This is a genomic window from Streptomyces rubellomurinus (assembly GCF_000961885.1).
GTDB classification, from domain to species: Bacteria; Actinomycetota; Actinomycetes; order Streptomycetales; family Streptomycetaceae; genus Kitasatospora; species Kitasatospora rubellomurina.
In genome coordinates this window covers 1-17,717 of record NZ_JZKH01000074.1, presented here as the reverse complement: position 1 = coordinate 17,717, position 17,717 = coordinate 1, and the positions used below count along the sequence as shown (strand labels likewise).

The following is a 17,717-nucleotide window of genomic DNA, read 5'->3' as shown; positions in this document are numbered from 1 at the left end:
CGCGTCCGCCCCCCGGGCGCTGCTTGACGGTATCGATCAACCGTTCGTACAGTCGCGTACATGCCGTGCCGTCTCCCGCTGTTGACCCGTCGCAGGCACCTGGACCTGCGACGCACCGCCAGCGCGGCGTGTCCGGGTCGCTGAGGGGATCCGTCCCCGTGGCGGCGGGCGGCCGGCCGGACCGCGGCCGGCGCCGAACCCGGGGGCGGGCCGTGCGCTGACCCCCGGGGCCGCCGACCGGCAACCGCACGCCCGGACGACCGCTGGTCCGCCGGGTGCGCCGCCCGCACGTGTCGAACTCACGCTGCTCACGCTGCCGCCCGGAGGCACCAGCATCATGACGACCACCGCCGCCACCGACCGCCCCTCGAACGATCGTCCCTCGAACGATCGTCCCTCGAACGATCGTCCCCGAACGGGCCGTTCGACCCCGACGCCCGCCGCGCCCGTGCCCACGGCGGCCGACCGCGCGGCGGCCGACCGCTCGGCCGTCGAGGCCGCCCTGGCCGGGCTGCCCCGGGTGGTCGACCTGCTCGCCGCCCGTGCCGAGGAGCACGACCGCGACGCGACCTTCCCGTACCAGGGCATCGAGGCGGTGCACGAGGCCGGACTGCTCACCCTGACCGTCTCCCCCCGGTACGGCGGACCGGGCGGCACGCTCGCCGACACCGTCCGGGTGCTCGCCCAACTCGGCCGCGGGGACGCCTCGGTGGCCGTGGTCACCGCGTTCACCCTGCTCCAGCACGCCGCGCAGGCCCGCCGCGCGCTCTGGCCGGCGGCCGGCTACCGGCGGCTGATCACCGAGTCCCGGCGCGGGCCCGCGCTGGTCAACACGCTGCGGACGGAACCCGGCGACGGGCCGGGCGAACCGCCCCGGACGCTCGCCCGGCGGGACGGCGACGGCTGGCTGCTGACCGGCCGCAAGACGTACTGCACCGGCGCCGAGGCGCTGGCCTGGATGGCCGTCACCGCCCGGACCGACGAACCCGAGCCGAGGGTCGGGACGTTCCTGGTCCGCGGCGAGAGCGAGGGCCTGGAGATCGACCCGACCTGGGACCAGCTCGGCCTGCGCGCCAGCGCGGGCCACGACGTCGTGTTGGACCGGGTCCCGGTGCCGGCCGACCTCGCGCTCGGCCTGCGTCCCGTCGAGCCGGCCGGGACGGACGTGGCCGAGGGAGCCGAGGGGGCGGACCGGACGGAGGAGGCGGAGGAGGCCGAACTCGCCCGCGCCTGGCACGATCTGGCCCTCGCCGCGGTCGCCCTCGGCGTCGCCCGCGCCGCCGAGGCCTGGCTGGTCCGCTTCCTCAACCAGCGCACCCCGGCGAACCTCACCGAACCGCTCGGCACCCTGCCCCGCTACCGCTGTGCTCTCGGCGAGATCGAGGCCCAGCTGATCGGCGCCGAGGAACTGGTCGCCGGCCTGGCGCCCCGGGTGGACCGGGGCGAGCCGGACGCCGTCGCCCGGACCGGCCCCGCGCACCTGCTGGCCACCCGGGCCGCCACCGCGGCCGTCCAGCAGGCGGTGGCGCTCACCGGCAACCCCGGGCTGAGCCGGCGTCACCCGCTGGAGCGCTACCTGCGGGACGTGCTGAGCAGCCGGGTGCACCTGGCCTCCGAGGAGGCCGTGCTGGAGGCCGCCGGTCGGGCCGCCCTGGAGCGCGGCACCCGGCGCTGAGGCAGCCGGCTCCCGCGGCGCGGCCCGCCGGGCGCGCCGGAGGGCCGTCCGCCAGAAACCGCCAGCCCCGTGGCGGCCCGCCCCCGCGACCGTCCGGGAGACGGCTGTGCCCGCGCCTCCCGGACGGAAGGCGCGGGCACAGCCGTACGGCGGTTCAGCGGGTGCCGACCGCGGCCCGGACGGCCCGGCGGGCCAGCGCGGCGTCGTCGTAGAGCCGACGGATCATGATCCGCTGCTCCTCGCCCGCGCCCGGCACGTCGTACAGCCGGATCTCCCGCATCAGCACCAGCACCAGGTTCACCAGGAACGCGTCCCGGGCCATCGTGCCGCCGCTCTGGGCGAGTTGGCTGATCTGGCGGCGGGCGGCGGTGTCGCCGGAGAGCACGCTCCACAGCACCGCCAGGTCGTAGCCCGGCAGGTACCAGCCGGCCTGCTCCCAGTCGACCAGCACCGGGCCGGACGGCGCCAGCAGCATGTTGCTGAGCAGGGCGTCGCCGTGGCACAGCTGCAGCGGGGTGTGGCCGAGGCCGTGCAGCAGGCCGCGCAGGTCGCCGGCGTCCCGGTCGGTGAGCTGGCCCACCGAGTGGTAGCGGGCGATCTCCAACTGGTAGTCCAGGCGCGGCTGGAAGACGTCGCTCGGCGGCCGCCAGAGGTTCAGCGTCCGGACGGCGCCGAGCAGCGCCCGCACCTCGCCCGGGGTGGGCGCGTTGACGGGGTGGCGCTCGCGCGCGGCCGGCCGGCCGGGCACCCGCTCCATGACCAGCACGCAGCGGTCGTGGTCGGCCGCCACCAACCGGGGCAGCCGCACCGGCGGGCGGTGCCGGACGAACGCCCGGTACACGGCGACCTCGTGGTGGAAGTCGGCCACCAGCTGCTCGAAGTACTCACTCCGCACCGCCTGCGGCGCCAGGCACTTGGCCACCACCGGGGCGCGCCCGATGGTGCCCGCCACCAGGATGTGGCGGCTGCCCTCGCGCAGCACCTGGCGCGGGGTGAACGCGGGACATATCCGCGCGACGCTCGCCAGCGCGGCCCGTACCGCCGGGGTCTGCAGCGCGGACGGGTCGATCCGCTCGGCGCCGACCGGGGCGCCGGGCCGCATCGGACGCCGGATCAGCTGGCTGTCGGCCTGGCGGGCGAGCGGGAGGCGCTGCCCGGCGGGCACGGCCGTCTCGGGGGCGCGCAGCCCCAGCGCCGTACGGCCGACCGGGACCCGGGCGTCCGCGGACCGGCCCTCGGCACCGCGCGGCGCGACCGGTCGGACGCCCGGGGGCACCTGCTTGGGGCCGGGACGGCCGGCGGCTGCGGTGGGGGGGCGCAGCGCGGTGCGGGTCGCGGTGGGCGTCGGGGTGGTCGCTGAGGAGTACATGGGCTGAGGGTGGTCCCTTCCGGTCCGTCTGCGGGTGCGGCCCCGCTGGGCGGGGGAGGGCCGGCGCGCGTGCTTCCTGGGGGGCGCGCGACGGCGTCTCTGCTTCGGTCGGTGGGTGGTGCGCGGGCGCCGGGCACGGACGCGGGGTCGGAACCCCTGGGTGCGGTCGACCGGCCGTCCGCACCCTGGGGAATGCGGTCGGCCGGACTGCCGTGGCCGTGCCCGGCGCCCCCGCGCCACCCGGCCGCGCCACCCCCTCGGGTGAGGACCGGGAGCGTCCCGTGCCACGGTCGGGGGACTGCCCCGACGCCGGTGGGACGCCGCCCGACCCGGGGGCGAGGTGGCGCACTCCTACAAGACACCCGCGGCGCACTGGCTGAGTAGCCTGGCGGACCCTGGCGAACGGTAGCGAATGCTCGCCCGGCACATGCCGGACGCTCTAGCCTCGTTGCAGCCGAGGAACCTGGGGGCTTCATTTGAGCAGGGGACCCAACACCCGACTGGCGGACCTGTTCGTCCTGACCGGATGGTCGAAGGGCGAGCTGGCGCGGCTGGTCAACCGCCGGGGTGCCGCGATGGGGCAGCAGCAGCTGTCCACCGACACCTCGAGGGTACGGCGCTGGATCGAGCAGGGGGAGATCCCCCGCGATCCGGTGCCGAGGGTGCTGGCAGCCGTGTTCACGGAGCGGCTCGGCCGTGTCGTCACCACTGAGGACCTCGGTCTGGAACGACACCGGCCCACCAGGTCCGGAGCGGCGCCGTCCGCAGCAGTCCCGTGGTCGCCGGATCGAACAGCCGCGGTCCTCACCGAGTTCACGGGAATGGACCTCATGCTGAACCGACGTGGATTGGTGGGCGCGGGTGCCGCGCTCACGGCCGGGGCGGTCATCGCCGACTCGTTGAAGGGCTGGCTGGGCGGGGACGCCGTCGCGTACGCGGCCGCGGTCCCCGGGCCGCGACAGGTGGTCACCGGGGGCGGGGCGCGCCCGACGGTGGACGTGTTCGACGCGGGCCCGGTCGGGCCCGACGAGGTGGAGTCGCTGGAGCACTCGGTGCAGGTGTTCCGGGCCTGGGACGCGGCCCGCGGCGGCGGCCTGCAGCGCAAGGCGGTGGTCGGTCAACTCAACGAGGTGGGTGGTCTGTTGACCCACCGCCACGAGCCCGCGGTGGAGCAGCGGCTGTGGCTGGTCGCGGCCAACCTGGCGGTGCTGGCCGGCTGGATGTCGCACGACGTGGGCCTGGAGCCCACCGCCCAGCGGTACTTCATGATCGCGGCGGAGGCGGCGAAGGAGGCGGGCGACCGTCCGCGCGCCGGGGAGGCGATCTCCCGGGCGGCGCGTCAGATGGTGCACCTGGGGCGGGCGGACGACGCGATCGACCTGATGACGGCCGCGAAGGACGCCGGCGGTCGGCTGCAGCCCAGAACGCGGGCCATGTTCAACACCGTCGAGGCGTGGGCGCGCGCGTCGATCGGGCACTCGCAGGACACCTACCGGCTGCTCGGCGAGGCCGAGGAGCTGTTCTCCGAGGGGTCGCCGGAGCCGCCGCCGTCCTGGATGCAGACGTTCGACGAGGCCGAACTGCGCGGCATGCAGGCGCTGGTGCTGCGCACGCTGGCCGAGCACGACGCGACGGCGCTGCCGCAGGCCCGCCGGCACGCGGAGCGGGTGATCGCGCTGCGCGATGGCACCGGGCGGCTGCGCTCGGCGCTGTTCGACCGGATCACGCTGTCCTCGGTGCACTGGATCGCGGGCGATCCGGACGCGGCGGAGTTCCAGGCGAAGATGGTGCTGAACCTGATCGGCCAGAACTCCTCGCACCGGACCTGGGACCGGCTGCGCGAGATGTACCGGCTGACGGCGCGCTACCGGGGGGTGCCGGCGGTGGACGAGCTGCGGGCGGAGCTCGGGCGGCAGCTGCGGGTGGCGGACGCCAAGAACCGGCCGAGGCCGTCCTGACGGGCGGTCGGCCGCACGGGCGGGCGCACGGTCTGGCGGTCGGGCCGGCGCGGTGGCGGCGGAACGGGCGGAGCGCGCGCGACGGAAGGGGCGCGCGGGCCGGAGGCCGGCTCAGAGGTCGGGGACCGACCGGAGCAGCAGGCGCAGCGCGGTGACGGTGCCGTCCGCGCCGAGCACGGGCTCGCCCGCGCAGTCGACGCTGTCGTGGTGGCCGTCGGCCCGGCGGACGCGGATCGTGCCGGCGGTGGTGCGGCCGTGCACCAGGGCGTCGGTCATCATCCGGCGCAGCAGCGGCCGATCCGCCTCGGGGAGGCGGTCGGGCAGCCGGTCGAGGCTGAGCGGGGCGTCGGCGGGGTCGCAGCCGAGCAGCAGGTAGGTCTCGGCGTTCCAGCGGACGTCGTCGGTGAGGAGGTTCCATTCGGCGGCGCCGATGCCGTAGGGCTCGGTGTCGTGGTCGTGTCCGCCGGGGCGCCCGTTGAGGCCGGGGCCGGACGGCTCCTGCGCCGTGCCGTCCACTCTGTCGTCCGTTCCGGTGTCCGTGCCGTCCGCCTCCGGGCGGCCGCCGTCCCGGCCTTCCGTCGCGCCCGGTCGGGCGCCGTCCGCGGTGGCGGCGTCCGGCGGGCGGAGGGCGGCCGGGGAGCCTAACGGCATGGTCATGACGGGTCCATCGCTCGGGTGCGGCCTGCCGGGTGCGGGCCGTGGGGTGGTGAGAAGACTGTCGCACAGCGTCGTCATCCGTGCGGGCGATTTGGACAGAACGCAGGCAAAATTCCCGTGGCATATGCCACTGTGGCGGGGGCCTCCGTCGCCCTGTGTGCGGAAGCGGTCCCGAGGCGGTAACCTTCGGTGATTCCGGCGCCCGGGCGCCCACCGCAGTACCGACCAGAGACCCCGGCGACGGAAATCCCGTTGCCACTACGACCGCCGCAACGGATGCTGACCTCATGTTCGAGCCAGTGATAGCACCTAGTGCCAGCCTCCTCGGCCTCCTTCAGCGAGGCCGCGGTGACGGGCAGCTCCACGCGCTGGCCGCCGACCGTACCGAGGCCATCGCCGCCCTGGAGGAGTGCGTCACCAGAGATCCGCGAGCCGACTGGCAGGTCGAGAGCCGCTCTCTGTACTACGCCCGCATCTACATGGACCTCGAAGCGCCGCTCGACGGCATCGAGGACCACCTGCACTCCGCCGAGGACCTCGTCAGCGACGACGAGTGCCGCACCGGTCTCGCCCTCTCCGTCCTGGGCCACCTCGCCGCCTACGGCCGTCGCGACGCGCTGCTGATGCTGCGCGAGTACGCCGCCACGGGCGCGAACTGGGCCTGGGCCCTCGACGAGCTCGCCCTGCGCGACGACGACCGCGGCCTCCTGCTGCTCGGCACCGCCGTGCTGGACCGCTTCCCGCCGGGCCCCGAGGGCGACGCCGAGCTGCGCGAGTTCATCCGCAACGCGTACGAGCCCCGGCCCTGGCGGCTGTGGGCGGCCTACCACCCGAGAGTGGCGGCGGCCAGCGAACAGTCCCCCTTCGACCTCTGGCAGCGCCAGCTCAACCGCAGCGGCGTCACGCCCGGCTGGTCCACCGCCGACGTGCTGGCCTGGGCCGACCAGGGCGAGCTGGGCGGCCTAGGCGCCGGCGCCTTCCTCGCCCGGTCCGAGCAGCCGCGCCCCGCCGAGGACCCGTCCGCCCCCGACGCGGTGGACCGCCGCGCGGCCGCGGCCGCCCGCTGCCTGACCGCCGTCGTGCGGCCCGAGGACCGCCCGCTGCTGCTGGAGGCCGCCGCGGGCGGCCTGCCCGGCGCCCGCCGGGCCGCCCTGCGCCACCTCGTCGACCAGCGCGACCCGGCCGCCATCGAGCTCATCGAGGCCGCCGCCGCGGACGTGGACGACCGGATCGTGCGGGCCGCCCTGGAACTGCTCGGCCGGATGCGCGGCCCCGAGGTGCTGGCCCACGCCCGCCGCTGGGCCGATCCGGCCGGTGGCGCCGCCGACAGCGCGCTCGGCGAGGCCGCCGTCCGGCTGCTCGCGGACGTCGGCGAGCCGGCCGACGCGCCCCTGGTGGTCGCCGGCCTGCGCCGGTGGATCTCGGCCAAGGGCGTGACGGGCTGCGGGCTCGGCTCGCTGGTCGACGGTGCGGGGCGGCTGGCCGCCGCCGACGCCGTCCCCGTGCTGCGCCACATCTACGGGGAGGCCGCCTCCTCCGACCTGCGCGGCCGTGCCGCCCAGGCGCTCGCCGCCACCGATGTGCACTTCCCCGAGGGGCCCGCCGTCGAGTGCCTCTGGGACTGCGAGGAGTCCACGCGCGAGCTCGCCGCGCGCCATGTCGCCACCACGGGCGACGCGCGCGTGCTGGAGCGGCTGCGCAGGCTCGCCGCCGACCCGGCCGAGGAGGCCGAGGTCCACGCCGCCGTCCGGGGGCGGCTGACCAAGGCCCGGGAGTTCGGTCGCTAGGGCCGATCAGATGCGAGAGCGGTGGGCCGGGACGGGTGTCCCGGCCCACCGCTGTTCTCCGGGCCGGTCTCCTTGAAACGCTGTTCTACTTGATCGAGCCCGCGTCCGGCGCCAGGACGCCGCCCGCGACCAGTCCGATGATCAGGATGCCGAGCAGCACCCGGTAGACCACGAACGGCACGAAGCTGTGGTGCGAGATGTACTTGAGGAACCAGGCGATCGCCGCGTAGCCGACCACGAAGGCGATCGCCGTCGCGAGGACCGTCGGCCCCCAGGCGGGCGCCGGGCCCTCGCCGATCTTGAACAGCTCCAGCGCGCCGGAGGCGAGCACCGCCGGGATCGCGAGCAGGAAGGAGTAGCGGGCCGCCGCCTCCCGGCTGTAGCCGAGCAGCAGGCCCGCGCTGATCGTGCCGCCGGAGCGGGACACCCCGGGGATCAGTGCCAGCGCCTGGGCGAAGCCGAAGGCGCCGGCGTGCGGCAGGGTGAGGTCGGTGATCGGCCGGGCGTGCCGGACGGCGCGGGTGCGGTCGGCGAAGGCCAAGACCAGGCCGAAGACGATCAGGGTGGTGCCGACGATCCGCAGGTCGCGCAGGTGGGTCTCGATGCTGTCCTGGAACAGCTTGCCGAGGATGCCGATCGGCAGGGTGCCGATGATCACGAACCAGCCCATCCGGGCGTCCGGCTCGGAGCGCAGCGCCGGGCGGAACAGCGACAGCGCCCAGGTCCGGACGATCGCGGCGATGTCCCGGCGGAAGTAGATCAGCACGGCGGTCTCGGTGCCGAGCTGGGTGACCGCGGTGAAGGCCGCGCCCGGGTCGTCCCAGCCCAGCAGGGCGGAGAAGACCCGCAGGTGGGCGCTGGAGGAGACGGGCAGGAACTCGGTGAGGCCCTGGATCAGGCCGAGCACGGCTCCGTGGAACCAGTCGATCACCGGGCACCCGCCGCGGCTGTCGGTCGGTCGTGGTGCGGGTGCGGCATGGTCGGGTCCTCGCGGGTCGGGGGCGGGTGTACGGGCGTGCCGCTGCCCGTGCGACCCCCCGGCCGCGTGCCGGCCCGGCGCGCGGCCCGATAGTACGGGGTGAAGATGACAGTTCTTGGTTCACCCTTTAATCGGGCTTTGCGTACCGGGCCGTCGGGGCTCCCGGGGCTTCCGGGGCTCCCCGGGCGTCAGCCGGTCGGCCGGGCCCGGACCCAGACGCGGTCCTCGGTCAGGTGCGTCTCGATCCGCAGCCCGGCCTCCGCCAGCGCCCGCTCGAACTGCTCGTCGCTGAGCGGGCGGGACAGGAAGGTCTGCGTCCAGCGGCCGTCCGGGAACTCGTACTCGACGTGGACGGAGTGCACGCCGTCGCCGACCGGCGTGGAGGAGACGACCCGGGCCAGGCCGGCGCCGACCGGGGTCTCCCGGGGCACGCTCCGGTGCACGTCGGCGCCCTCGCGCTGGATCAGCACGCAGCCGTCCTCGGCGACGTGGCGGCGGCAGGTCTCCAGCAGCCCCTGGCGGACCTTCGCGTCACCGGCGTGCACCAGGAAGGAGGCGAGCAGGACGACGTCGAAGCGCTCGCCGAGGTCCAGCCGCTCGATCGGGCTGCGCACCGTGCGGACCTGCGGGCGCACCCGGGCCAGCATGTCGGCGGACTCGTCGACGGCCGTCACGGTGAAGCCGCGGTCGGCCAGCGGGTGCGTCATCCGGCCCACGCCGCAGCCGAGTTCGAGGATGTGTGCGCCGGCCGGCACCGCGGCCTCGATGACGTCCGGAGCGTCGCCCGCCGGGAGGCGCAGCCACATCTCGACGGCGCAGCCGTCCGGGGTGATCGCGCCCGGTCCGGTGCCGTCGTAGCCCGGGCGCCGCTCGTCGCTCGTGTGCGTGTCATCGCTCATGTCCGCCATCCGAACACGGGTGGTTCGGGGGCGGAAGCCCGCTGCCGCGGCGGGTTTCGGTCACTCTGCGGCGGGCTCGCCGAGCTCCGCCAGGGTGGCGTGCAGCCAGCCGAGTTCGGCCTCGCTGGTGGCGCGGGCGACCAGGAGCAGGCCGCGCCGGAACGGGTCGGCGAACTCCTCGGCGCCGAGCGGGCGTTCGCCCTCGTAGAAGAAGCTCGCCGGCTCGGCGAGGAAGGCCAGCCGGCGGCGCAGCACGGCGGCCTGGGCGGCGGGGTCGGCGAGGTGGCGCAGGAAGGCGAGCAGGGTGAACCAGCGGTTCTCGTCGCTGATGTCCAGCGGCTCGGGCTCGCGCAGCCGGTCGCGCAGGGCGGTGCGTCCGGCCTCGGTGAGGTGCAGGGTGTGCCGGGGTGCGGCGGCGGTGCCCGGCTCGGTCTCGCGGACCAGCAGGCCGGCGGTCTCCAGGCGTTTGATCGCGGGGTAGAGCGTGCCGTCGCTGATCGGGCGGACGTGGCCGGTGAGGGCGCTGAGGTGGCGGCGCAGTTCGTAGCCGTGCAGCGGTCGGTCGTACAGGAATCCGAGGATGGCGAGCTTCAGCATGGGCCCACTGTCGCAGATCCGTCCCTCGGCCTATGGGTATATCGCTACCGCTATACCTCGGCGTCGAGGTATGGTCGGGGGGCTTCGGGGCGGTCCCGGAGAACCCGGAGAAGGAGCCCCGCAGTGCGCGAAGCCCCCGTCACCCCGAACGGCGACCGGATCCGCTGGGTCGAACTGCCCGGCGCCGAACCGGCCCGGGTCTATCTGCACGGCCTCGGCGCGACCTCGCCCGCCTACTTCGCGGCCGCCGCCACCCACCCGCTGCTCGCCGGGCGCCGTTCGCTGCTGCTCGACCTGCTCGGCTTCGGCCTCAGCGACCGGCCCGCCGACCGCGCGTACACCCTGGAGGAGCACGCCGACACCGTCGCGGCGGCGCTCACCGCCGCCGGGGTCGAGGCCGCCGAGGTGGTCGGCCACAGCATGGGCGGGGCGGTCGCGATCGTGCTCGCCCACCGGCACCCGCGGCTGGTGGCGCGGCTCGTCCTCGCCGACGCCAACCTCGACCCGATCGCCCCGGCGCCCGCCCGGCCGGGCAGCAGCGGCATCGCGAGCTGGACCGAGGCGGAGTTCCTGGCCGGCGGGCGCGAGCGGGTCGCCGAGCGGGTGGGCCCGTTCTGGTGGTCCACGATGCGCCTCGCCGGCCCCGAGGCGCTGCACCGCAGTGCCGTCCACCTGGCCCGCGCGACCGTCCCCACCATGCGCGACATGCTGCTCGGCCTCGACCTCCCGCGCACCTTCCTCCACCCCCTCGCGGACGGCGAACCCCGTGACGCGGACGGGCTGCGCGCGGCGGGCGTGCGGGTGGTGGCGCTGCCGGACTGCGGGCACAACCTGATGATCGACAACCCGGACGGCTTCGCGGCGGCGGCCGCGGCGGCGCTCGCGGCCTGAACCGCAGGCCCTCTAGGCTGGCCGACCGGACCGTTCGAGAGGAGCCCGCCGATGCCCGTGGTCGTCCCGTCCGCGCTGGCGGCGTCGCTGGAGGAGTTCTTCGGCCCGGACGGGCGGGCCTGGTCCGCCCGACTGCCCGCGCTGGCCGGGGAGTTGCTGCGGCGCTGGGAGCTGCGCCCGGACGGCCCGCCGGCGCACGGCGCGGTCGCGCTGGTGCTGCCCGTGCGCCGCGCCGACGACACGCCCGCCGTCCTCAAGCTGCAGCCGGTGGACGAGGAGACGGCGGGCGAACCGCTCGCGCTGCGGGCCTGGGGAGGGCGCGGCGCCGTCCGCCTGCTCGCGCACGAACCCGCCACCGGCAGCCTGCTGTTGGAGCGCCTGGACGCCGGGCGCTCGCTGCTCGACCTGCCGGACGGCGAGGCCGCCCTGCGCGTCCTGGCCGAGCTGCTGCGGGACTTGACGCTCCATCAGGCACCGGCCGGGCTCCGGGACTTGGCGCAGGTCGCGGACCGGCTGCTGCGCGCCGCCCCCGGGGCGGTCGGTGCCCTCGCCGACCCGGCCGAGCGGCGGCTGCTCGCCGACTGCGCGGCCGCCCTGCGCGAGGTCCGCGCCGAGCCCGGCGACCGGCTGCTCCACTGGGACCTGCACTACGGCAACGTCCTCGCCCCGCTCCCGGGCAGCGGCCGTACGGAGCCCTGGCTGGCCATCGACCCCAAGCCGCTCGCCGGGCACCCCGGCTTCGAACTGCTCCCGGCACTGCGCAACCGCTGGGCGGACGTGCTCGCCGCCGACGACCCGGCCCGCGCCCTGCGCCGGCGCTTCGACCTGCTGACGGAGGTGCTGGAGCTGGACCGCGCGGCCGCTGCTGCCTGGACGCTGGCCCGGGTGCTGCAGAACGCGGTCTGGGCGGCGGGGGACGGCGCCGGGGCCGCGCTCGACCCGGCCCAGCGGGCGGTCGCCGAGGTGCTGTCGGGGCGGTGAGCCGCGGACAGGACTCAGCGGCTGAGCAGGGCCCGTTCGCCGACCCGGCGGACGGCGGGCGCGCTCACGCGAAGGCCTCGACCCGGATGCCGGCCGAGGCGAGGGCGCCGCGGATGCGCCAGGCGAGCTGGGCGGCGCCGGGGGTGTCGCCGTGGACGCACAGGGAGCGGGCGGCGACGGGGATCCGCTCGCCGCCGGCGGCCTCGACGGCGGCGTCCCGGGCGATGCCCACGGCGCGGGTGATCACCGACTCCGGGTCGTGCACGACGGCGTCGGGCTCGCGGCGCGGGACGAGGGTGCCGGCGCGGGTGTAGGCGCGGTCGGCGAACGCCTCGGCGACGACCGGAAGGCCGACGCCCTCGGCGACGGCGAGCAGCCGGGAGCCGGGCAGGCCGAGGACGGGCAGCGGCCCGTCGCAGACCGCGCCGGCCCGCAGGACGCCGGCGACCACGGCCTCGGCCTGTTCGGAGTCGTCGACGGTCCGGAGGTAGAGGGCGCCGTGCGGTTTGACGTAGGAGACCCGGGAGCCGGCGGCGCGGGCGAAGACCTGGAGGGCGCCGATCTGGTAGGCGATCTCGTCGGCCAGCTCCTCCGGGGGGACGTCCATCGCGCGGCGGCCGAAGCCGGCCAGGTCGTGGTACGAGACCTGGGCGCCGATCCGGACGCCGCGTTCGGCGGCGAGCGCGCAGACCCGGCGCATCGTCGACGGGTCGCCGGCGTGGAAGCCGCAGGCGACGTTGGCGCTGGTCACCACGGACAGCAGTGCCTCGTCGTCGGTCAGGGTCCAGCGCCCGAACCCCTCCCCGAGATCCGCATTGAGATCGATCACCGCATCGGCCACGCCCGTCCGCCTCCCAGCAGCTGTTGTGCCAGATGGTAGGGCCTGCGGATGAAGCCCGTGTTCCGTGACCCGACCCCCGCGCACGCACCGGCGTGCGGCGCCGCCCCCGCGCCCCGGGGCGGCGCCGCCGGGCCGATCGGCTCAGCTTTCGGCCAGTCGTGCCATGAAGGAACGTTCCAGCGGGCGGAGCGCCCGCAGCACCATCAGCAGCGGGATGGCGCCGAGGACGCCGAACGACATGTCGATGAATCGCCAGAGCACCGGGATCCCCCGCAGCGGCCCGCAGAACAGCGCCAGCGGGACGACGGCGCCGCAGGCGATCACCGCCCAGCGGATCACCCAGATGTTGCGGACCGGGTCCTTGATCGGCCCCCAGAAGGCGGCGGCGATCACCAGGTGGGCGAAGGCCAGCCAGTCGGTGCCGTACGCCAGGAAGGGGTACCGCTCGTCGGTCTCGACGATGCCCTGGTGGACCTGTTCGAACCAGGCCGTGACGGCCGGGAAGTGGTCGGTCACCGGCGCGGCCGGCCCCGAGGCGAACTCGACCAGCCAGCGGCTCTCGGTCTCCAGCGGGAAGGCGGTCAGCCCGCTGAGCACCAGGCACACCACGAAGAACCGGAGCCACCGCCGGGCCCTTCGCAGGATGACCGCGGGGTCGACGTCGTCCATCTCGCACACCTCCGGACGGGCACGCCGGTCGGGCGTGCCGGGAGAGCAGGACGGGCCTTGTGCCGCCTGCGCGGAACCGACTCTAGACCCTGTATTTGAACGCGTTCAACGCACCCCCTTGAACGCGTTCAACGAGATCCCTCGAACGCGTTCGGCGCGCGTTCAGCACACGTTCAGCACACGTTCGGAGCGGACCGGATCCCGTCGGGACCACGGTCCGGATCCGGCCGGAACCCCGCCCTCCGGCCGCGTCCGGAGCCGCCCGCAAGGTCCGTTTCGGTCGATGTCGGTGCGAACCTCTAATCTTGTCCACCGTGACCGCCATCGCAGACCAGCCCACCGAGCCCGGCCTCCGGCCGTCCGCCGGCGCGTCCGGCCCCGCCGGTGCCGTCGGCGTGCCCGCCCCGCGCCCCGCGCCCGGCCCCGCCGCCGACGAGGGCCTGGCCCGCCGGCTCAAGGCGCTGGCCTGCACCGCCCCGCTGCACGACCTGGACAACCGCAAGGTCAACCTGGCCGGCGAGTACGGCGGCTACGCGATGGCCGAGGTCGGCCTCGCCGCGATCGACCTGGTCACCCTGCACATGGACTTCGACACCGGGGCCGACCGCGACATAGTGCTCGCCCGGCTGCTGCCCCGGGTCGCCGCCCAGGCCCCGACCCGGCCCGCCGCCGAGCACGAGCGGGTCGCCCGCTGGGTGCTGGAGTCGATGATCAACGTCGGCAGCGTGGACCGCGGCTTCCGCGCCGTCTACGGCACCTTCGGCGCGGACGGCGAGTACGTGCGCCGCGACTACGACTTCAAGCTCATCGAGGAGGTCCCCGGCCCGGACGGCGGGGTCTACCTGCGCACCACCGACGAGGCGGTCAACGTCCTGGTCGGCGCGCTGGACACCGACGTCACCTCGGCCCAGATCGCCGCCGAGGTCAAGCTCGAGGTACTGATCCGCCGCGGCCGCCTGGCCGACGCCCAGCTCGCCGCCGAACAGGCCCGCTACCGCACCGTCCAGTACGCCGAGACGCTGCGCCGCGCCCTGGAGGCGACCCGCCGCAACGTCCGCGCCGTCGACTGGATGCGCACCATCCCCGACCTCATCGACGAGGCCCTGGACCACATCGCCGACCGCTACCGGCACGAGAACGCGATTCTCACCAACATCCGCAAGGCCCGCGACGAGGCCGAGCCCCACACTCCCGAAGGAGCGGAGCACAAGCGCCGCGCCGCCGAGCTGCTCGACATCGTCAAGGACTGCATCCGCCGCCACACGAAGCTGCAGACCCGCCTGCTGGAGGCCGGCCCGCTGTTCCGCGCCGAGCAGGACCGGCAGGCCTTCGCCACCCCCGGCGCCCGCAGCGGCATCGACCTGTACGGGCAGCTGCTCGCCCCCGTGCTGCGGCTGCCGGTAGAGCAGGCCGTCCGCCCCACCGGCGCCTTCTTCGCGCGCGGTGCCGGGCTGCGCACCCCCGTCTCCGTCCGGGTCGCCGACCTGGTCGACCTGCTGCTCACCCCGCCCGTCGAGCGCGAGCACCTCGGCGCCGAGCTGCCCGACCCGGACCTGGTCGCGACCCCGGACGACAGCCGCTTCTCCGAGGCCCAGCTGGAAGCCGCCCTGCTGCTGCTCGACCTGCCCGCGGACGCCCCCCGGCGGCTGTCCGGCCTGCTCGCCGAGGCCCGCACGCAGGACCCGGACCTGCCGTACCTGGTCGCCCTGCTCGCCGTGCACGCCGCCAGCCCGCCGGTCGGCACCGCCTACCGCCAGGGCGAGGAGCGGCTGCTGTTCGCCGTGGACGACGGCACCCCGCTGCGCGACCCGGAGTTCGGCGGCGCCGACCTGATCGTCGGCAGCGCCCTGCTCGACGCGGCCGGCATGGCCGCCGAGCGCAAGGACGCCGGCTGAGCCGCCGGGACGACCGAGTTGACGAACCACCACCACCGCGCCACCCCCGAGGAGCACCGCCCGTGACGACCCACCACGACACGTCCTGGGCGGCCGAGACCGAACCCGCGGCCCCCGCGCCGATCACCCCGGCCGACGTCGCCGACGCCGCCCGCCTGGTCTCCTTCGGCCTGCAGGCCAAGCTGCTGCCCGCCCGCGACGCCGAGTACGCCGAACTGGTGCGCCGCCACCGCGAGGACCCGCCGTTCGCCCGCCTCGCCGACGCCATCGCCACCGGCATGGGCCTGGTCGTCCTGGAGGTCTCGCCGCGCGCCGGCATGGCCGTCGCCGCCGCCGAGGACTCGCTGTTCGCCGTCCGGATGGGCGACTACTCGCGCCGCGCCGCCACCGAGTCCACCGACCGCTTCCTGCACGGCCTGGCCCACCTCGCCGTCGCCGCGATGGCCTTCCCCCGCCCCGAGGACCTCGCCGACGACGGCTACCTCGGCCGGATCACCGTCAACGGCGTCGACTCCTTCGTCCGCCAGGCCTGCCGCCGCCTGGAGGAGCAGGCCGACGCGGACGGCGCCAACACCGACCCGGCCTCCGACGCCCCCGGCCTGGAGGCCGCCTGGCGGGTGTGGTCCCGGCGCACCGCCACCGGCGCCACCAAGGACGCCCGCCGGCTCTCCGGCTCCACCACCGGCATCGTCGCCAAGGCCGTGCTGTTCCTGGTCGACTCCGGCTTCCTGCAGAAGGTCTCCGACGACTCCGGCGGCACCTACCGCACCACCGCCCGCTACCAGCTCCAGGTCCGCGACCTGGCCGGCAGCGCCGCCATGGCCGAACTGCTCGACCTCGGCGTCGTCCCGGTCTCGGACGGCACCGCCAGCCTGCTGCCGCCCGACACCGCCGACGACCTGGTCGCCGACGCCGGCCTGCCGTTCCACTCGCTCTGACACCCGCCCAACTCACGTAGACCGCATAGACCGCATAGACCGCACGGAGAACCGCCGCACATGTACGAGCTGAACCGGGTCCGCCTCTACTCGATCGGACCGGCCGGCGCCCGCTACGCCGACACGGTGCTCGACCTGCGCGGCGTCGGCGAGCCCGTCGCCGACCCGGCCCCGCAGCAGATCGGCCTGTTCGGCGAGGACCCGGACGGCCCGGTCCGCCGCCCCGCCCCGGCCGGCGTGCTGTTCCTGGAGAACGGCGGCGGCAAGTCCGTCCTGCTCAAGCTGATCTTCTCGGTGATGCTCCCCGGCCACCGCAACACCCTCGGCGGCGCCAGCTCCGGCGTGCTGCGCAAGTTCCTGCTCGCCGACGACTGCGGCCACGTCGCCCTGGAGTGGCAGCACACCGTCACCGGCGAACTGATCGTGGTCGGCAAGGTCAGCGAGTGGCGCGGCCGCCAGGTCTCCTCCGACCCGCGCAAGTTCGCCGAGACCTGGTACTCCTTCCGCCCCGGCCCCGGCCTCACCCTCGACTCCCTGCCGGTCGCCGAACGGGTCAGCCTGGCCGGCGACCAGAAGGCCCGCGGCCGCCGCCGCACCATGAAGGGCTTCCGCGACGCCATGGCGGAGGCCGGCAAGGCCCACCCGCACCTCGACCTGGTCTTCGAGGACGGCCACGACCGCTGGACGGAACACCTCGGCGAACTCGGCCTCGACCCCGAACTCTTCCGCTACCAGCGCGAGATGAACGCCGACGAGGGCGAGGCCGCCGGCCTCTTCGCGGTCAAGCACGACAGCGACTTCACCGACCTGCTGCTGCGCGCCGTCACCGACACCCGCGACACCGACGGCCTCGCCGACCTCGTCCACGGCTTCGCCGCCAAGCTCGGCCGCCGCGCCGAACTCACCGCCGAACGCGACTTCACCGCGGGCTCGTTGGACCTCCTGGAGCGCATCGCCGAGGCCACCGTCGCCCGCGAGTCCGTCCGCGAGGCCCACCGCACCGCCGAACGCCGCACCCGCCGCCTCGCCCAGGCCCTCGGCACCCGCGCCGCCGCCGAACGCGACCGCGCCCAGGACCTCGCCATCGAGGTCGCCGCCGCCGCGAGCGCCGTCACCGCCGCCGAGGCCGACCGCACCCGGCACAGCCTGATCGTCGACGAACTCACCTACCGGCACGCCTCGTTGGGCCTGGCCGCGGCCACCACCGACGCCGCCGCGCTGCGCCGCGAACTCACCGACGCCCGCACCCTGCACTCCGCCTGGCAGGCCGCCGAGGCCGTCCTGCGCCACCGCGCCGCCGCCGACCGGGTCGCCCGGGTCGCCGCCGCCATCCGCGAGGCCGAACTCGACGCCGCCCCCGCGCTCGCCGCCCGCGCCCGCGCCGCCAGCGCGCTCGCCCGCGCCCTGGAGGCCGCCGCCGCGGCCGCCGAGGCCCGCGCCGACACCGAGGAGCAGCGCGCGAGCGAACTCCAGGAGGACGGCGCCAAGGCGCAGTCCGACGCCACCGAGGCCGCCACCGCCGCCCAGAAGGCCCGCAGCGAGTCCGAGCACCTGCGCCAGCGCCTCGCCGAGGTCGAGCAG

General features: G+C 75.7%; 15 protein-coding genes and 1 pseudogene. 9 read left to right on the top strand and 7 right to left on the bottom strand.

Annotation, left to right across the window (positions count from 1 at the left end; translation table 11 throughout):
- The first annotated feature begins 60 nt into the window (after window positions 1-60).
- Both VM95_RS45700 and VM95_RS28235 read left to right on the top strand, forming a co-directional pair.
- Window positions 61-144 carry a putative leader peptide gene (locus tag VM95_RS45700; RefSeq protein ID WP_350526312.1) on the top strand — a complete coding sequence of 28 codons (84 nt, stop codon included), beginning with the start codon at window positions 61-63 and terminating at the stop codon, window positions 142-144.
- Window positions 145-448: 304 nt separating this feature from the next.
- The gene (locus tag VM95_RS28235; protein WP_052707628.1) at window positions 449-1,675 is read left to right on the top strand and encodes an acyl-CoA dehydrogenase family protein; all 1,227 of its coding nucleotides are present in this window, start codon (window positions 449-451) and stop codon (window positions 1,673-1,675) included.
- Between the two features lie 154 nt (window positions 1,676-1,829).
- Here the strand turns inward: VM95_RS28235 and VM95_RS28230 are convergent, their stop codons facing one another.
- Window positions 1,830-2,861 (bottom strand): aminoglycoside phosphotransferase family protein, encoded by a 1,032-nt coding sequence (locus VM95_RS28230; RefSeq protein WP_425265365.1) that lies wholly within the window; start codon window positions 2,859-2,861, stop codon window positions 1,830-1,832.
- Window positions 2,862-3,520: 659 nt separating this feature from the next.
- Between VM95_RS28230 and VM95_RS28225 the strand changes: the two genes are divergently transcribed.
- Entirely contained in the window at window positions 3,521-5,002 is a 1,482-nt protein-coding gene (locus VM95_RS28225; RefSeq protein WP_045701881.1) for a DNA-binding protein NsdB, read from the top strand.
- Window positions 5,003-5,113: 111 nt separating this feature from the next.
- Here VM95_RS28225 and VM95_RS28220 read toward each other — a convergent pair whose 3' ends face one another.
- On the bottom strand, window positions 5,114-5,659 hold the full coding sequence (locus tag VM95_RS28220) for a PAS domain-containing protein (protein ID WP_045701879.1): 546 nt from the start codon (window positions 5,657-5,659) through the stop codon (window positions 5,114-5,116).
- 287 nt (window positions 5,660-5,946) lie between these two features.
- Between VM95_RS28220 and VM95_RS28215 the strand changes: the two genes are divergently transcribed.
- Window positions 5,947-7,446, top strand: coding sequence for a hypothetical protein (locus VM95_RS28215; RefSeq protein ID WP_045701877.1), 1,500 nt, complete (start codon window positions 5,947-5,949; stop codon window positions 7,444-7,446).
- Window positions 7,447-7,531: 85 nt separating this feature from the next.
- Here VM95_RS28215 and VM95_RS28210 read toward each other — a convergent pair whose 3' ends face one another.
- The 3 genes from VM95_RS28210 to VM95_RS28200 all read right to left on the bottom strand — a co-directional run bounded on the left by VM95_RS28210 (window position 7,532) and on the right by VM95_RS28200 (window position 9,921).
- Window positions 7,532-8,374, bottom strand: coding sequence for an undecaprenyl-diphosphate phosphatase (locus VM95_RS28210; protein ID WP_045701908.1), 843 nt, complete (start codon window positions 8,372-8,374; stop codon window positions 7,532-7,534).
- 239 nt (window positions 8,375-8,613) lie between these two features.
- Window positions 8,614-9,324, bottom strand: a complete 711-nt coding sequence (locus VM95_RS28205; RefSeq protein ID WP_045701874.1) for a class I SAM-dependent methyltransferase — start codon at window positions 9,322-9,324, stop codon at window positions 8,614-8,616.
- 60 nt (window positions 9,325-9,384) lie between these two features.
- Entirely contained in the window at window positions 9,385-9,921 is a 537-nt protein-coding gene (locus tag VM95_RS28200; protein ID WP_045701872.1) for a PadR family transcriptional regulator, read from the bottom strand.
- A 123-nt stretch (window positions 9,922-10,044) separates the two neighbouring features.
- Here VM95_RS28200 and VM95_RS28195 point away from each other — a divergent pair, with 123 nt between their 5' ends.
- A complete protein-coding gene (locus VM95_RS28195) occupies window positions 10,045-10,812 on the top strand; it encodes an alpha/beta fold hydrolase (RefSeq protein ID WP_045701870.1) in 768 nt (255 codons plus the stop codon).
- Window positions 10,813-10,863: 51 nt separating this feature from the next.
- Window positions 10,864-11,793 (top strand): aminoglycoside phosphotransferase family protein, encoded by a 930-nt coding sequence (locus VM95_RS28190; RefSeq protein ID WP_045701868.1) that lies wholly within the window; start codon window positions 10,864-10,866, stop codon window positions 11,791-11,793.
- A gap of 64 nt (window positions 11,794-11,857) precedes the next feature.
- On the opposite strand, the gene VM95_RS28185 is transcribed toward VM95_RS28190, so the two are convergent.
- Together VM95_RS28185 and VM95_RS28180 are read right to left on the bottom strand one after the other, a co-directional pair.
- On the bottom strand, window positions 11,858-12,634 hold the full coding sequence (locus VM95_RS28185; protein ID WP_244178976.1) for a LamB/YcsF family protein: 777 nt from the start codon (window positions 12,632-12,634) through the stop codon (window positions 11,858-11,860).
- 141 nt (window positions 12,635-12,775) lie between these two features.
- Window positions 12,776-13,303: a hypothetical protein gene (locus VM95_RS28180; RefSeq protein ID WP_045701866.1), complete on the bottom strand. Its 528-nt coding sequence runs from the start codon at window positions 13,301-13,303 to the stop codon at window positions 12,776-12,778.
- Between the two features lie 395 nt (window positions 13,304-13,698).
- Here VM95_RS28180 and VM95_RS28175 point away from each other — a divergent pair, with 395 nt between their 5' ends.
- The 3 genes and pseudogenes from VM95_RS28175 to VM95_RS28165 all read left to right on the top strand — a co-directional run.
- A complete protein-coding gene (locus tag VM95_RS28175) occupies window positions 13,699-15,198 on the top strand; it encodes a hypothetical protein (RefSeq protein WP_045701904.1) in 1,500 nt (499 codons plus the stop codon).
- 62 nt (window positions 15,199-15,260) lie between these two features.
- Window positions 15,261-16,136, top strand: coding sequence for a hypothetical protein (locus VM95_RS28170; protein WP_045701864.1), 876 nt, complete (start codon window positions 15,261-15,263; stop codon window positions 16,134-16,136).
- A 60-nt stretch (window positions 16,137-16,196) separates the two neighbouring features.
- A pseudogene (locus tag VM95_RS28165) lies at window positions 16,197-17,717 on the top strand (hypothetical protein); the annotation flags it as partial.

What these genes read in the sequence shown, in the direction of transcription:
- VM95_RS45700 (WP_350526312.1), top strand. Translation starts at nt 61, where the DNA reads ATGCCGTGCCGTCTCCCGCTGTTGACCCGTCGCAGGCACCTGGACCTG.
- VM95_RS28220 (WP_045701879.1), bottom strand. Translation starts at nt 5,659, where the DNA reads ATGACCATGCCGTTAGGCTCCCCGGCCGCCCTCCGCCCGCCGGACGCC.
- VM95_RS28215 (WP_045701877.1), top strand. Translation starts at nt 5,947, where the DNA reads ATGTTCGAGCCAGTGATAGCACCTAGTGCCAGCCTCCTCGGCCTCCTT.
- VM95_RS28205 (WP_045701874.1), bottom strand. Translation starts at nt 9,324, where the DNA reads ATGAGCGATGACACGCACACGAGCGACGAGCGGCGCCCGGGCTACGAC.
- VM95_RS28200 (WP_045701872.1), bottom strand. Translation starts at nt 9,921, where the DNA reads ATGCTGAAGCTCGCCATCCTCGGATTCCTGTACGACCGACCGCTGCAC.
- VM95_RS28190 (WP_045701868.1), top strand. Translation starts at nt 10,864, where the DNA reads ATGCCCGTGGTCGTCCCGTCCGCGCTGGCGGCGTCGCTGGAGGAGTTC.
- VM95_RS28180 (WP_045701866.1), bottom strand. Translation starts at nt 13,303, where the DNA reads ATGGACGACGTCGACCCCGCGGTCATCCTGCGAAGGGCCCGGCGGTGG.